We start from the raw sequence: 14596 nt of genomic DNA on the forward strand, positions 1-14596 counted from the left end.
CATATTTCACTCCGCAGGACGCGTGCTGCGGAAGGTGAGGGCGACGACGAAGGTCAGCGCGGCGATGACCACGGCGCCGGCGAAGGCGGTGGTGATGCCGCTGACCAGGGCGTGGTGTGCCGAACCTCCGGCATCGCGGGCGGCGGTGCCGAAGATGGTGACCAGAATGGCGAGGCCGAGGGAGGCCCCGGTCTGCTGCAGGGTCTGCAGCGCGCCGCCCGCGGCACCGGCCTCGGTCGGCGCAACGCTCGACATGATGATCACATTGAGCGGTGAAAAGGCGAGGCCGATACCGCTTCCCATCAGGATCATGGCGATGAACAGCATCGGGAAGTAGGCGGTGTCGACGGTCAGCCGGGTCAGCAGCACCAAACCGGCCGCCATCAGCAGCGTGCCGATTACCGTCACCGGTTTCGGACCGAAGCGCGGCAGCAGCCGCGGGATCAGCCGGATCATGGTGAACATCATCAGCGCGGTCGGCATGAAGGCGAAACCCGTTGCCAGCGAGCTCAATCCGCGTACTTCCTGCAGATACTGGGTGAGGAAGAAGAACATCGACATACCGGCCATCGGGCCGAGGAACATATTGGCGTAGGCCGCGGCGCGATTGCGATCGACGAACAGTCGCAGCGGCAGCAAGGGCTGGGCCGTGCGCGTCTCGATGGTCAGGAACGCGATGATCAGTGCCGCGCCGACAGCCAGCCAGATATCGGTGCCTGCATCGCTCCAGCCGTGTGATGCGGCGCTGATGAAGCCGTAGACCAGGGCGGCGATGCCGCCGGTCGCGGTGACCGCACCGGGCAGGTCGAGGCGGGCGGGCTGACGCGCGCCATCCGGCAGATACCGCAGCGCGAGCACAACGACGGCCAGTCCGAAGGGCACATTGATGAACAGCGCGGAGCGCCAGGTCAGCCATTCGGTCAGCAGGCCGCCGACGACGAGCCCGATCGCGAAGCCCGCACTGGACATGCCGGAAAACAGTGCGAGCACCCGCATCCGGGCCTTGGGTTCACTGAATGTGGTGGTGAGCAGCGCGAGGGTGCTGGGACCGGCCATGGCCCCGCCGATGCCCTGCACCACACGGGCGATGAGCAGCCAGGTGGCCGACGGTGCCAGCCCGCCCGCCAGCGAGGCCAGGGTGAACAGGGCCGTACCGGCGATGAACAGGTTGCGACGGCCGAACAGATCACCGGCACGGCCGCCGAGCAGCAGTAGACCGCCGAAGACCAGGGTGTAGGCGTTCATCACCCAGGACAGGTTGGTCGCGCTGAAGTGCAGGTCGGTGCGGATGCGCGGCAGCGCGACATTCATCACGGTGATGTCGAGGATGATCATCAATTGGCAGGTCAGCAGCGTGACCAGCACGATGCCGGATCGGAGCCGACCGGCACTGGAGATTGCGGGCACACGGGTGTCCGCGGACATGGTGGTGGACAAAGAACGCTCCATCGAATGGGACTCAAACGGAGGGAGCCTCCGCTTCCGATAGAGCTATCATATGGAGGGTTCCTCCAGTTACGCAAGCCTATCTGGAGGGTCCTTCCGTTTTCCAGTGGAGGGAATATGGCAGCACCGTCGACGGGACGGCCGATGCGCGCGGACGCCCGGCGCAACTACGAGCGGATCATCACATCCGCTCAGGAGGCATTCGCCGAGCAAGGTCCAGACGCCCCGCTGGAAGAGATCGCCCGCCGCGCCGGAGTCGGCATCGGCACGCTCTACCGGCACTTTCCGAGCCGCGAGGTGCTGGTCGAAGCCGTATACCGTTCCAGCATCGAACAATTGAGCGCCCGCGCGCACGAACTGCTCGAAACCCAGTCGGCCGCTGCGGCTTTCGAAACCTGGTTGCGCGAGCAGGTGCAGTGGGTGATGGACAATCGCAGCCTCGCGACCACCATGAAGGCCGGTATGGACAAGGGCTCACCGACCTTCACCCTGTGTCGAACGTTGATCACGGATGCGGCGGCCGCACTGCTGCAAGCCGCACAGGATTCCGGCGATATCCGTCGCGATATCGAGCCGCGCGATCTGCTCAGATTCGGCCACGGGATCGGGGTCGCCTGCGAAACGGTCCCCGAGGCCGCCGGTCGCATGCTCGATGTGACGCTGGACGGTATGCGCCCGCCGAAGTGAGCACAGATCGTGGAAAGCCGAGGTGTCGCCCGGTGGTGCGCCCGGTAGGGCTCGAACCTACGACCCTCGGATTAAAAGTCCGCAGCTCTACCAACTGAGCTACAGGCGCATCGCGACCTCGACGGGAATCGAACCCGCGTCGTTCTGATCGACAATCAGAGTGCTCGACCAACAGAGCACGAGGCCATCGTGGTTTCTGAAGGATTCGAACCTTCGACACCTCGGGCTTCAACCGAGTGCTCTGCCAACTGAGCTAAGAAACCGTGGGACGAAAACCGTTGTGACGCAGATCGGAATCGAACCGACGTGGTCCCTGAATGAAAGTCAGGTTGCCCATACCAGCAGAGCAACTGCGCCGGAAATGCAGAAGGGCCGCTCCCCGGCATTTGCCTGGTGCGGCCCTGTGACACAAGAGATCTACGTCATGGACCGCAAGCCTTATCGGACGAAGTACTCTGCGAGCGAGCACTTTCCAAGGCAGCATCGAACAAGCGCGTACGCTCCTCGAATTTCGCCTTGGTGGTCATTGCCGGGTCCTTCCCTTGAACTTCGGTGTATCCAAGGTAAGCACGGCCCCGCACGATCGCAACCGAATTAATCGGCCACTCCTGCCCGAATTGGTCGCGGAGTCCGCTAGGTGAGCGACGTGCAGGAGTCGGCATCCGGCAATTCCTCTGCGAGGAAAACTGTTTGGGCCATCATCTTGAAGCCGGACATCTGTTCGCGGAAGACCTCGATGGACTCTTCCGGATGGACCGAGTCGATGACGGCGTGGGGACCGATGGCATTGAACTGATGGCTCACGCCGCGGGGGATCTGCATATCGACGAAGGAGCAGGGCGGGACGATCAGGTTGTATCTGGTGCGGTGCAGACCGGGCGGGGTGTCGGGTAGATCGTCCTCGAATTGATTGGGCGCGAAGGGCGTAACGCCTTCGACGTCGGTTACGCGGAACGGCGAGAGGCTGCTCACCCGGATGTGGGTGTCCGGACCGGTCATCATGCGGACGAAGCGCAGGCCGGTGTGCAGATGCATGCGCGAGCAGATGCCGCGTTCCTCGGCATTGTAGAAGTCCATGATGTAGCGGTCGGCGAAGAAGCCGTCGAAGGGCGACTCGATCATGTAGACGTCGCCCTCTTCGAAGGTCTGCGAGCGGATGATGCCATCCGCGTCGGGGACGGTCGCGGCGCGGCTTGCCTTCGCGTTCCGGACGATCTGGGCGAAGGCCTGGACGACGACCGCGGCGACCTCCGCGGGGAATTGTGCGACGGGTGTGACGACATTGCATCCCGCGGCGACGAATTCGGCCAGATCGTGGATCTCGTTCTCATCGTCCGCGTGGTGCTTGATTCGGGGATCGGACATGCGGCTCCTACTTCAACTCACGGCCCGACTTCGAAGGACCGCAACCACAACTCCAGCGACAGCACCAGCCACAATTTGCCACCCTGCCGAGGCAGCAGCGCACCGTCGCCGCGCAGCCACGAGCGGATGGTGTCCTCACGAAACAGGCCGCGCGCCCGTGCGGACGAGCCGAGTAGCAGGTCGTGCCCGAGATCGCGCAGCGGCCCGGAAAGCCACTGCTGCACCGGAACTCGCATACCGCTCTTCGGGCGGTCCACGATGGTCGCCGGAAGTAGATCGCGCACAGCCTGTTTGAGAATCCACTTTTCGCTGGTACCGGCCAGCTTGAACCGGCCTGGGACACGGAAGGCGTGGTCGATGACGGCGCGGTCGAACAACGGTGCACGACCCTCCAAACTGCTTGCGGCGGTGAGTCGTTCGACCTTGGTGAGGATGTGGTGCGCGCCTTTGGTGCGCAGGTTGGTGTGCAGCAGTTGGTTCAGCAAGCTGGTCATCCGGCCCTGGCGCAGGTAGGGCGAGAGCAGGGCGGTCAGTGGCGGTGCGTCTGCCAGTGCGGTCAGGACGTCGGGGCTGAGTAGTACCGGCAGATCGCTGTAGCACTTGCGGTAGCTGTCCAGATAGGCCAGCGCTCTCGCGTCCGGAGACGGGTCGTCGCGAGATAATTCGAAGATCAGCATCGGCAGGTTCTTGGGGCCGCCGAAGACCGGATCACCGCCCTCGCCGTTGAGCACGACCCGAATGCCATCTGCGGCAACGGCTTCCGCAAGCATCAGGTTGGGTACGGTGAGCGGGTCGCCGACCGGGCAGTCCAGTAGCGAGACAGTCTCCGCCAATCGCGACGCGACCGTTTCACCTGGCACGGTGAGCACTCGATGTTCGGTATTGCAATGTGTGGCAACGAGCCCGGAGTACGCGAGTTCGTTCGGGGTGGTCCCGCCGAAGCTGATGGAATACGAGCGCACGCGCTGATCGTGCAGTTTGGCGGCGAGGGCGGTGACAAGACTGCTGTCGATGCCGCCGGAGAGCAGGACACCGACCGGCTCGCCCGCGGGCAGTCGTCGGGCGACCGCGTCCTCGAGCAATTCGCGGAGTTCGAGTGCGTGGTCGGCGGCCGATCGATTGTCCTCGACTTCCATTGGCTCCCAGTAGGTTTCCTCGGTCATCGAGCCGTCGCCGCGCAGACGAACACAGCGTCCCGGCAGGACCTCGTGGATGCCGCGCAGCAGCGTCTCGGTTCCCGGCAGGTAGGCGAAGGTGAGGAAGGAGCGAACCGCGGGTAGATGCAGACCGGTCCGCAGGCTGGGCCATCGGTGCAATGCGCGTAGCGATGTGGATGCGGCCCAGCCTTTGCCCGCGCGTGCGTGGAATAGCGTGCGGGTGCCGACGTGATCGCGGATCAGTACCAGGTCGTCGCCGTCGGCGATGGCGAGTGCGAACATGCCGTCGGCGGCGGCGATTCCGTCGAGTCCGAGACGGGCGTAGCAGTGCAACAGCAGTTCAGCGTCGGCGCAGTCCGGCGGCGAGTCCGTACCGAGTCTTGCGCGCAGCTGTGCCGCATTGAACAGCGTGACCTCACCTACGGCCGTCAGCTCACCAACAGTCCAGGGACCTGACGCGATGCCCGGACCATCGAGTAACCCCAGCGCATAACGACCGGTCACCGACACCGGATCGCCGCCGACCGCCCGCACCTGCCCGGCCGGATCGTCCGGCGTCGAGAACGCACACCAACGAGACATCTTTTCCCTCAGCCGAAATCGCCGCCGTCGTCCCCGCCGTCATCATCCCAACCGCCGTAATCGCCGCCCCCGTCGCTGGAACCGGACGACTGCGCGGCCGCCTGGCGGCGCAACTCCTCCTCTTCCACCGCACTCATCGCACTCGGCGGCATGACCAGCGCGCCGAGCAGCGCACCGCCCGCCACCGCAGCCAGAATGCCGCCGAGCCGACCACCGAACGAGGACCGATTGACGGTCAACGCTCCGTCACCCCAGAGCGTCCGCCCGAACCCCGCCTCCCTGCCATAAACCACGGATCCGTTGTGGTACGTACGCTTCACGATCTTCGGCCCGAGCCCCTCATCGGTCCCCGAGTTACCCCGATCATCGCGCCAGGAGACCACCCCCTGTGCACCACGCGTCCGCCACTCCTGACGCCCATCGGCATACCGCCGATGCACAGACCCGTCAGCAAGCAACTCATCGGTATACGTAATCTGCCGATGCTCCGGCACAGCAATTCCCTTTCATGCAGCGGGCCAAGTCATGAAGCCCGTGGTTCGGGCGCGGCGCAGTTCGGGCACACCGGTGCGAGGTGGGCGAACCTCGCGGACGAGGCGGTGCACGGTGCGCAGTAGCGATGCCGGGCGCACCGCTTCGATTTCGACGAACCGGCCGCGCCGTAGCCATGCGCGTTCCCATGCGTCCAACTGCGCTGCCTGAGCGCGCGGCACGTCGCACGCACGCGAATCCACGTGCGTCGCCCGAGCACTCGAGGCCGAGTCGGGGCGCAGAACATGGCGCTCGCTCGATTGGACCTGCGCCGATTCAGTACTCGACTCAGGGTCGTGCGACTCTGCACGATCCAGCCAATCCACGGACGGGATCTGAGCACTCGACTCCGAGCGGTGAAACGCTTCGCGCTCCCGCGGATCGATCTGCGTGGCAACGGCACTCGACATCGCGCCCCGGAGGTGGATCAGGTGCAAGGTGCCTGCTTGACGGGGGCGCAGGCCCAGCGGGACTACTCGTACGCCCTCCGGAATCTCGGTCAGGTCTGCCAGCCGGGCTGGGAAGGTGAGGCCGTGGAGGCTTGCGTCGTGCAGGAGGTAGATGGTGCCGTCGACTCGGGCGAGCATTTCGGCGATGCCAGGGTCGAGGGGGAGTTCGGACGCGCTGAGGACCGGGCAGGCGGATTCCATGGGTAATCCGTTGGCGCGCAGCATTTGTGCGATCGCGTCGGACTCGCAGACGAGTAGGCGGGGCAGGCCGTAGTCGAAGAGGTCGGGTTCGGGGGTGTGGAGTCCGGCGCGGATGGTTCGGGGTGGAGTCGGTGTCAGTAGGCGCGGGAACTCTCGGCGCTCGAGAACGGTGCGGAATGTGGCGTAGCTCAGTGGTGCGGGGACCGTGAAGGCGAACCGGCGCGGCGCTCGATGCGTCGGCATAAGTAGGCGGCAGACCTCGTAATAGAGCTGACGCTCGGTGAATCGGATGCCGCTCGGGGCGGCGGCGCGGTCGGCCGCGATGCGGAGCAGCCGATCGAGCATGTGCTGCTTCACCGGGTCGGCCACGTGAGGAAACCTACCTCGCGGGCGCGGCGGCGATCCGGATCGGCCGCATCCTCGATCCGCTCGATCGCCCGTTCCAGCACTATCAGCAGCTTCGCGGGCGGAATCGCGGCGATCGGCGACCACCAACCCTCGGCGAGCCATTCGATCTCCGCCGCCGATAACGGCTCACCATGCAGGAATGCGGTGTCCTGCGGCCGTGACTCCCGCAACCGCAGCGCCGACGCATTGGCCAGTACCGCACGCGGTGACAGGCCGACCACCACGGCCCGGTTCCCGAGTGCGACGCGAGCCTTCCCGGCCAGCGCAATGCCGGGCAGGCTCGCATCGTGCAGCACGATCACCGGCACATCCGGGGGCAGCTGCTCGATGCGGTCGGTCAACGCCATGGCCCAGGTCTGCGACACATTGTTTGCGGCAAGGCAGGCGAGCACGCTGCGATCCGGGCACAACACCGCGAATCGCGGCCGGTCCACAGCCGGTGGCCGCACCAACCCCTCGTCGACCGAGCCGGGCGGCGGGCCACCGTAAATCGGCGTCCACCGACCGACCACATCCCGGCGGAAGATGTCGTATGACACCGGCATTCGCACTGTGGCCCGGCTCAGGAACCACGGCCGCGCCGCGCCGATTCCGACGATGGCCAGCGCAAAAACCAGCGCGCCGAGCAGCAACACCACACCCGGCGGCGCCGCGCCGCTCACCATCAGGAAAAAGGCGACCACCACAATGGCCACCCCGACTCCGATACGCACCCGCTTGAATACGCGCGCCACATCCGGAACCTTCTTGCGTCCGGCCGCATACCAGAGCTGCACCAGGGTGTACCGCAGTCCGCGCCCGTCACCGAGCCGCTCGGCGAGCTTGCGCATCCGGATATCGTGCAGCCCGAGCGGACTTTCCTTCGGTTCGAGCGCGAATTCCCGCTTACACGTCGAACAGCGCCGACCGCCGCGCTCCTTGCGCAACAGGTTCGCATTGCAATGCGGACAGATCACAATTCATGATCGCCGATGCCCCCACCCATCCGCGACCCCCGAATTCGAATGTTCACCTGCCGCATACCCAGTGCGACAGCTCGCTCGCCGCCATGCTGAACATTTGGGTCGATGTGCTCCGGGGCGAGAGCCGGGTCTGTTCGCCGAACGGGTCGAGCCGCGTCCGTAGCCGCGAAAAGGCCGCGACCGGTTCGGTCGCGGCCTTTTCGGAGAAGGATCAGGCAGAGACAGACGCCTCACGCTGAAGTTCGAGTGCGATATCGATCAACTGGTCTTCCTGCCCACCGACCAACTTGCGCTTACCGGCCCGCACCAGCATTTCGGCGGCCGAAACCCCGTAGCGCTCGGCCTGACGCTCGGCATGCTTCAGGAAGCTGGAGTACACACCCGCATAGCCCATCATCAGAGACTGGCGGTCCAGCAGGCATTCCTGCGGCATGACGGGCCGCACCACATCTTCGGCCGCATCGGCGATCGCGAAGAAATCGATGCCGGTCTTGATACCGAGCTTGTCGCAGACACCGACGAACGCCTCGACGGGCGTATTGCCCGCACCCGCGCCGAATCGCCGTGCGCTGCCGTCGATTTGCTTCGCACCGGCACGAACCGCATAGATCGAGTTGGCAACCGCCAGATCCAGGTTTTCGTGACCGTGGAAGCCGACCTGGGCGTCATCGCCGAGTTCGGCGACCAGCGCCGCCACCCGGTCCGAAACCTGTTCGAGCACAAGTGCACCCGCGGAGTCCACCACGTAGACGCACTGGCATCCGGCATCGGCCATGATGCGCGCCTGCTTGGCCAGCGCCTCCGGCGGCTGGGTGTGCGACATCATCAGGAAGCCGACGGTTTCCAGCCCCAGCTCCCGCGCGAGACCGAAGTGCTGGATCGATACGTCCGCCTCGGTGCAGTGCGTGGCGATGCGGCAGATCGACGCGCCGTTGTCCTGGGAGATCTTGATGTCCTCTTTGACGCCGACGCCGGGCAGCATGAGGACCGCGATCTTGGCCTGCTTCGCCGTTTCCGCGGCGATCTTGACCAGCTCCTGCTCGGGAGTGTGCGAGAAGCCGTAGTTGAACGACGAGCCGCCGAGGCCGTCGCCGTGCGTCACCTCGATGACCGGCACACCGGAGCCGTCGAGCGCTGTCACGATATTGCGTACATCGTCGGCGGTGAACTGGTGGCGCTTGTGATGGGAACCGTCACGCAGCGATGTGTCGGTGACGCGGATGTCGAGTTCTGCGGAATATGCCATGGTTGAGCTCCTTTACACCCGGGCCGACAGAATCTGGGATGCCATGACCTCGCCGACCTGGGTGGCAGCCGCGGTCATGATGTCGAGGTTGCCCGCGTAGGGCGGCAGGAAATCGCCGGCGCCCTCGACCTCCACGAACACCGAAACCTTCGCCATTCCACCGGAAACCACCGACGGCGGGTCGAATTGCGGCTCGTTCAGCAGCCGGTAGCCGGGCACGTACTTCTGGATGTCGGCGACCATCCGATGAATGGAATCCGCGATCGCATCGGTATCGGCATCCTCGGGAATCGCGCAGAAAATGGTGTCGCGCATGATCATCGGCGGTTCGGCGGGGTTCAGAATGATGATGGCCTTGCCGCGCTGCGCACCACCGATGGTCTCCACACCACGCGAGGTGGTCTTGGTGAACTCATCGATATTGGCGCGGGTGCCCGGTCCGGCGGACACCGACGACACCGAAGCGACGATTTCGGCGTAGACCACCGGCACCACGCGCGATACCGCCGCGACGATCGGAATGGTGGCCTGACCACCGCAGGTGATCATATTGACGTTCGGCGCATCGAGATTCGCGCCGACCAGATTCACCGGCGGCACCACGGCGGGCCCGACCGCGGCGGGCGTGAGATCGACCGCGCGAATTCCGGCCTCGGCGTATTTCGGAGCGGCCGCCCGATGCACATATGCCGAGGTCGCCTCGAATACCAGATCCGGCAGTTCCGGCTGCGCGAGCAACCAGTCCACGCCCTCGTGCGAGGTTTCCAGCCCGAGCCCGCGGGCGCGCTTCAAACCCTCGCTCTCCGGGTCGATTCCGATCATCCACTTCGGTTCCACCGTGGTGGAGCGCAGCAGTTTGTACAGCAGATCGGTGCTGATATTGCCGGATCCGACGATCGCGGCGGTGACGGTCCCCGTTTCGGACACGGCCAGCCTCCTATTTGAATTGCAAACGGACAGAACCGAGTCCGGCGAACTCGGCGTGGAACGAATCGCCCGCGCGGGCATCGATGGCGCGGGTGCAGGAACCGGGCAGCACAATGTCGCCCGCCTTCAACCGCACCCCGAAACTGGCGACCTTGCGCGCCAACCACGCCACCGCGATCACCGGATCGCCGAGCACCGCATCGCTGCGCCCCTCCGCGACCACCTCACCATTTCGGGTGAGCACGGCGTCAATGGCCTTGATATCCAGCTCTTTCGGCGCAACCCGCGCCGCACCGAGCACGAAACCGGCCGAGGACGCGTTATCGGAAATGGTGTCGGCCAGCCCGATCTTCCAGTCCTTGATCCGCGAATCGATCAGTTCGATGGACGGCGCGTAGGCGACCGTCGCGGCGAGCACATCGGCCTCGGTGCATTCTTCGCCGGGCAGATCCGCGCCGAGCACGAATCCGACCTCGACCTCGACTCGCGGAATCAGATAGCGTGAGGTCTCGACCGGAACATCCTCGAAGACCTCCATATCCGCGAGCAGATGACCGTAATCGGGTTCGTCCACACCCATCATCTGCTGCATGGCCAGCGAAGAAAGTCCGACCTTGTGCCCGACCACCTTCGCGCCGTTGTCGAGTTTGCGCCGGATATTGATCAGCTGGATCTCGTAGGCGTCGACGACATCGATATCGGGATGCCTGGCGATGAGTGGGTCGATGCCGACCCGATCGCGTTCGGCGGCCTCGAGTTCATCGGCCAATTCGATTCGTACCGCGTCGGACAGCACGCTAGTTTCCTTCCACTGTTGTCGCTTCGGGCACCGCTGCCCGCGAAAGCACTTCGGCGCCTGCCGCGAATCTGCCCGCACGCCGACCGGAGAAAATGCAGTCAGCCAGGGACAATCCACTGACATAGGAGTCCGAGCAGATACCGACCGCCGTCCGGCCGGCCGCGTACAGGCCGGGAATATCGGTTCCGGCAGTGGATTTCACCGCCCCGGTGTCCTCATCGACGACGACTCCGCCGAGGGTGAGCATCGGGCACGGATTGACGACGCTCGGTTTGATACCCACATCCAACAACCAGAACGGCCCGGCCCCCACCGTTTTGGTGAATTCGGCGGGCTTGCCGACCGGATCGGGCGCACCGTTCGCGATCGCGGCATTGTGCTCGGCGACGGTGGCACGCAATCCGTCGGCATCGATACCGGCCTTCGCCGCAACGGCATCCAAAGTTTCGCCGCGCACAGCATTGCGCCGCATGGCCTCGAACTGTCCGCGCTGGAACCAGGCCGATTGCGTCCGAATCTGTGAGATCGCGGTGCGCATCAGTCCGTCGTCGGCGAGCAGCCAACCCTTGCCGCCGTGTTCGGTGATCAATGCGTGGCCGACCGCGGCACCGTAGCGGGTCTCATCGATGACCCGGCGACCTTCCGCATCGACCAGCACGGAACCGGTAAATGCACTGGGCGGCAAGATGAATCGCCACGCCGAAATATTGCCCATCCGATCGGTCGCCGCACCGACCTGCTCGGCCATCCGGATGCCGCTGCCGTCATCACCGGTGGTGCCGAGCGCGAGTCCGCCGCGGTATTGCGGCCCGTACTCCCGCAACATCTCCCGATTCGCGATGAATCCACCCGCGCTGAGCACGACACCGCTACGGGCCTGAATCCGAATTCTCGTGCGGTACCTGCGATCGAGCTTCGCGAGCTGACGCTCCATGGCCTTGCGCAGCGGCGGATAGTAAATGCCCGGCTTGGCAGCGATTTTCGCCATGCGGGTGTAGCGATCCCGGACCCGGCCGGGGGCGTCGCGCAGTGACTCGCATTCGACCCCGACCACGGTGCCGTTGTCATCGGTGATCAATCGTGTTGCCTGCGTGAGAGTTTCCACTCGAACCCCGCGTCGCGACGCCGAGGCGGCGAGCGGACCGGTGAGCTTCTTCCCGGACGTGCCCTTGCCCTTGACCCGGTGTCCGCGCTGCGCGGGCGTCGCGACCTCGCGGCCGTAACCGGAGACCTCACTACCGGAGTAGTAGAGGTAGTAGCTGTCATTCGGATAGGACGTCTTGTAAGGACACAGCGATGCCTCGAACGGCACACCGTGCCCCTTCAGCCATTCGATCAGCTCCGGACTCTCGTCCACGAACCGCCGCAGCGTCTCGGGCGTGACCGCCGTGCCGACCTCACGCTCGAGATAGGCCAGCATCTGCTCCGGCGTATCGCGCACCCCCGCCTCGTGCTGCACCGAGGTGCCACCGCCCGCGTAGATGATGCCGCCGGACAACGCCGACGCCCCGCCACCGGCGAAACGCTCCAGCACCAGCACCTGCGCACCCGCCTCGGTCGCTTCCAGCGCGGCCGCGGCCCCCGCCGCGCCGTAGCCGACGACGACCACGTCGGCGGTCAGGTCCCATTCGCCGCTAGCGACTGCTTGCAGGTCGCTCGAAACAACGCCGCTGGCGACTGCTTGCAGGTCGCTCGAAACAACGCCGCTGGCGACTGCTTGCAGGTCGCTCGAAACAACACCGCCCATGTACATCACTCCGGTCAGAAACTGAAACAAGTTTTCTCGACGAATGGAACATCGAGCGCGTCTTCTGCCACTCAACATAGACCAAATGCGGTCCCATTCTATAACGTGTTCTACATGACTGATCCGGTTAATGATCCGCACAGCTACGATGTAGTGGTGGTCGGCAGCGGTGCCGCCGGGATGACCGCCGCCCTCGCCGCCGCCCACCATGGGCTGAGCGCGGTGATCATCGAGAAAGCCGCGCACTACGGCGGGTCGACGGCACGCTCCGGGGGTGGCGTGTGGATCCCCGGCAACAAGGCACTGAAGGCCTCCGGTCGTCCCGATGATCGCGAGGACGCCCGCACCTACCTGCACAGCATCATCGGCGACGTGGTGCCCAAGGACCGGATCGACACCTACATCGACCGTGGTGCGGAGGCCTTCGACTTCGTCCTCGACCACACCCCGCTGAAGATGAAGTGGGTGCCCGGCTACTCCGACTACTACCCGGAGGCCCCGGGCGGCCTCGGCCAGGGGCGTTCGTGCGAGCCCGCGCCGTTCAACGCCAAGATCCTCGGCGAGGAGCGGTTCAACCTGGAGCCGCCGTATGCCAAGGCCCCGCTCAATGTCGTCGTCATGCAGGCCGACTTCGTCCGGCTCAACCTGATCCGTCGCCATCCGAAGGGCATCATGCGGGCCATGCGGGTCGGCGCCCGCACCTACTTCGCCAAGTGGACCGGCAAGCACATCCTCGGCATGGGGCAGGCGATCATCGCCGCCATGCGCAAGGGGCTCATCGACGCGAATGTGCCGCTGCTGCTGAACACTGCGCTGACCGAGCTGATTGTGGAGAACGGCGTGGTCACCGGCGTCGAGGCCGAGCACAACGGGGAGACCGTGCGGTTCACCGCCAAATACGGTGTGGTGCTCGGTAGCGGCGGATTCGAGCACAACGCCGAAATGCGCACCAAGTACCAGCGCCAGCCCATCACCACCGAGTGGACCACGGGCGCGGCCGCCAATACCGGCGACGGCATCAATGCCGGTATGGCAGCCGGCGGCGCGGTCGACTTCATGGAGGATTCCTGGTGGGGGCCTACCATCTTCAAGGGTGGAAAGCCGTGGTTCGCGCTGGCCGAGCGGAATCTGCCCGGCACCATCATGGTCAACGCCGACGGTAAGCGATTCGGAAATGAGTCCGCTCCTTACGTCGAGGCTGTGCACACCATGTACGGCGGCGAATACGGGCAGGGTGAGGGTCCGGGCGAGAACATCCCCGCATGGTTGGTGTTCGACCAGCGCTACCGGAACCGCTACATCTTCGCCGGACTGCAGCCTGGTCAGCGGTTTCCGTCCCGCTGGATGGAAAACAACCTGATTGTCAAGGCCGATAGCCTCGCGGAGTTGGCCACCGAGATCGGCGTGCCCACCGAGAATCTGACATCGACCGTCGAGCGGTTCAACAAGTTCGCCGAGACCGGTAAGGACGAGGATTTCGGCCGCGGCAACAGCCACTACGACCGGTACTACGGCGATCCGACCGTGAAGCCGAACCCATGCCTGGCCGGGCTCGTGCAGGGTCCGTTCTACGCGGCCAAGATCGTGCCGGGCGACCTCGGCACCAAGGGTGGCCTGGTCGCCGACACCGCCGGGCGGGTGCTGCGCGAGGACGGCACCGTGATCGAGGGTCTGTACGCCTCCGGCAATAGCGCGACCCCCGTAATGGGTCATACGTATGCGGGCCCCGGCGCGACCATCGGCCCCGCGATCACTTTCGGCTACCTGGCGGTATTGGATATCGCCGAGCGCAAGAAGCAGCAGTCGGCCGAGGCCACCGCCGAGGCATAGGCGTGGCGTGGCGTCTCACGGAGCGGACGCCACCTTGCCCGCCGCGGGCCGGCCGCCGCACGATCGATCCGAGGCGATTGCCATATTGGGGTCTCGGCTCGCTGGGATACGCCCACGACAGGTCGCTCGCATGGCGCGGGCGATCTGTCCACAAGCATTCACAAGGAGTTTCAATGATCGTGTCAAGCCGCAGCGCTGATCGGGGTTGGTGCCTCGATAGCGAAGGTGCGGTTGTCGCGGATCAGTGCCCAGATGACGT

General features: G+C 65.2%; 12 protein-coding genes and 4 tRNA genes. 2 read left to right on the forward strand and 14 right to left on the reverse strand.

The annotated features are described in order from the left end of the window. Positions 1 to 6: 6 nt before the first annotated feature. A complete protein-coding gene (locus ACZ60G_RS39570; protein ID WP_465817091.1) occupies positions 7 to 1449 on the reverse strand; it encodes an MFS transporter in 1443 nt (480 codons plus the stop codon). Between the two features lie 114 nt (positions 1450 to 1563). Here ACZ60G_RS39570 and ACZ60G_RS39575 point away from each other — a divergent pair, with 114 nt between their 5' ends. Next, positions 1564 to 2133 carry a TetR/AcrR family transcriptional regulator gene (locus ACZ60G_RS39575; protein WP_465817092.1) on the forward strand — a complete coding sequence of 190 codons (570 nt, stop codon included), beginning with the start codon at positions 1564 to 1566 and terminating at the stop codon, positions 2131 to 2133. Between the two features lie 33 nt (positions 2134 to 2166). Here ACZ60G_RS39575 and ACZ60G_RS39580 read toward each other — a convergent pair. The 13 genes from ACZ60G_RS39580 to ACZ60G_RS39640 form a co-directional block, all read right to left on the reverse strand. Further along, positions 2167 to 2242, reverse strand: a tRNA-Lys gene (locus ACZ60G_RS39580). Positions 2243 to 2246: 4 nt separating this feature from the next. After that, positions 2247 to 2319: transfer RNA gene (locus ACZ60G_RS39585), tRNA-Asp, on the reverse strand. A 4-nt stretch (positions 2320 to 2323) separates the two neighbouring features. Continuing rightward, a tRNA-Phe gene (locus tag ACZ60G_RS39590) sits at positions 2324 to 2396 on the reverse strand. Positions 2397 to 2414: 18 nt separating this feature from the next. After that, positions 2415 to 2490, reverse strand: a tRNA-Glu gene (locus ACZ60G_RS39595). 276 nt (positions 2491 to 2766) lie between these two features. Then, on the reverse strand, positions 2767 to 3498 hold the full coding sequence (locus ACZ60G_RS39600) for a hypothetical protein (RefSeq protein ID WP_465817093.1): 732 nt from the start codon (positions 3496 to 3498) through the stop codon (positions 2767 to 2769). 17 nt (positions 3499 to 3515) lie between these two features. After that, on the reverse strand, positions 3516 to 5237 hold the full coding sequence (locus tag ACZ60G_RS39605) for an asparagine synthetase B family protein (RefSeq protein WP_465817094.1): 1722 nt from the start codon (positions 5235 to 5237) through the stop codon (positions 3516 to 3518). Between the two features lie 8 nt (positions 5238 to 5245). Beyond that, positions 5246 to 5530 (reverse strand): hypothetical protein, encoded by a 285-nt coding sequence (locus ACZ60G_RS39610; RefSeq protein ID WP_465817095.1) that lies wholly within the window; start codon positions 5528 to 5530, stop codon positions 5246 to 5248. Between the two features lie 213 nt (positions 5531 to 5743). Beyond that, positions 5744 to 6787, reverse strand: coding sequence for a hypothetical protein (locus ACZ60G_RS39615; protein ID WP_465817096.1), 1044 nt, complete (start codon positions 6785 to 6787; stop codon positions 5744 to 5746). Next, entirely contained in the window at positions 6772 to 7752 is a 981-nt protein-coding gene (locus ACZ60G_RS39620; RefSeq protein ID WP_465817097.1) for a hypothetical protein, read from the reverse strand. The genes ACZ60G_RS39615 and ACZ60G_RS39620 overlap by 16 nt, the downstream gene beginning before the upstream one ends. A gap of 247 nt (positions 7753 to 7999) precedes the next feature. Next, positions 8000 to 9034 carry a 4-hydroxy-2-oxovalerate aldolase gene (dmpG, locus tag ACZ60G_RS39625; RefSeq protein ID WP_063042726.1) on the reverse strand — a complete coding sequence of 345 codons (1035 nt, stop codon included), beginning with the start codon at positions 9032 to 9034 and terminating at the stop codon, positions 8000 to 8002. 12 nt (positions 9035 to 9046) lie between these two features. After that, positions 9047 to 9961, reverse strand: a complete 915-nt coding sequence (locus tag ACZ60G_RS39630) for an acetaldehyde dehydrogenase (acetylating) (RefSeq protein ID WP_465817098.1) — start codon at positions 9959 to 9961, stop codon at positions 9047 to 9049. 10 nt (positions 9962 to 9971) lie between these two features. Beyond that, positions 9972 to 10757 (reverse strand): 2-keto-4-pentenoate hydratase, encoded by a 786-nt coding sequence (locus ACZ60G_RS39635; protein ID WP_465817099.1) that lies wholly within the window; start codon positions 10755 to 10757, stop codon positions 9972 to 9974. 1 nt (position 10758) lies between these two features. Further along, positions 10759 to 12507, reverse strand: coding sequence for an FAD-binding protein (locus ACZ60G_RS39640; protein WP_465817100.1), 1749 nt, complete (start codon positions 12505 to 12507; stop codon positions 10759 to 10761). A gap of 105 nt (positions 12508 to 12612) precedes the next feature. Here ACZ60G_RS39640 and kstD point away from each other — a divergent pair, with 105 nt between their 5' ends. Continuing rightward, positions 12613 to 14337, forward strand: a complete 1725-nt coding sequence (gene kstD, locus ACZ60G_RS39645) for a 3-oxosteroid 1-dehydrogenase (protein ID WP_465817101.1) — start codon at positions 12613 to 12615, stop codon at positions 14335 to 14337. Positions 14338 to 14596 lie beyond the last annotated feature (259 nt).

This window comes from Nocardia sp. NPDC102475, from assembly GCF_055584605.1.

Bases quoted from the DNA above. Each gene is read 5' to 3' on its own strand.
- ACZ60G_RS39570 (WP_465817091.1), bottom strand. From the start codon at position 1,449: ATGGAGCGTTCTTTGTCCACCACCATGTCCGCGGACACCCGTGTGCCC.
- ACZ60G_RS39575 (WP_465817092.1), top strand. From the start codon at position 1,564: ATGGCAGCACCGTCGACGGGACGGCCGATGCGCGCGGACGCCCGGCGC.
- ACZ60G_RS39600 (WP_465817093.1), bottom strand. From the start codon at position 3,498: ATGTCCGATCCCCGAATCAAGCACCACGCGGACGATGAGAACGAGATC.
- ACZ60G_RS39605 (WP_465817094.1), bottom strand. From the start codon at position 5,237: ATGTCTCGTTGGTGTGCGTTCTCGACGCCGGACGATCCGGCCGGGCAG.
- dmpG (WP_063042726.1), bottom strand. From the start codon at position 9,034: ATGGCATATTCCGCAGAACTCGACATCCGCGTCACCGACACATCGCTG.
- ACZ60G_RS39640 (WP_465817100.1), bottom strand. From the start codon at position 12,507: ATGGGCGGTGTTGTTTCGAGCGACCTGCAAGCAGTCGCCAGCGGCGTT.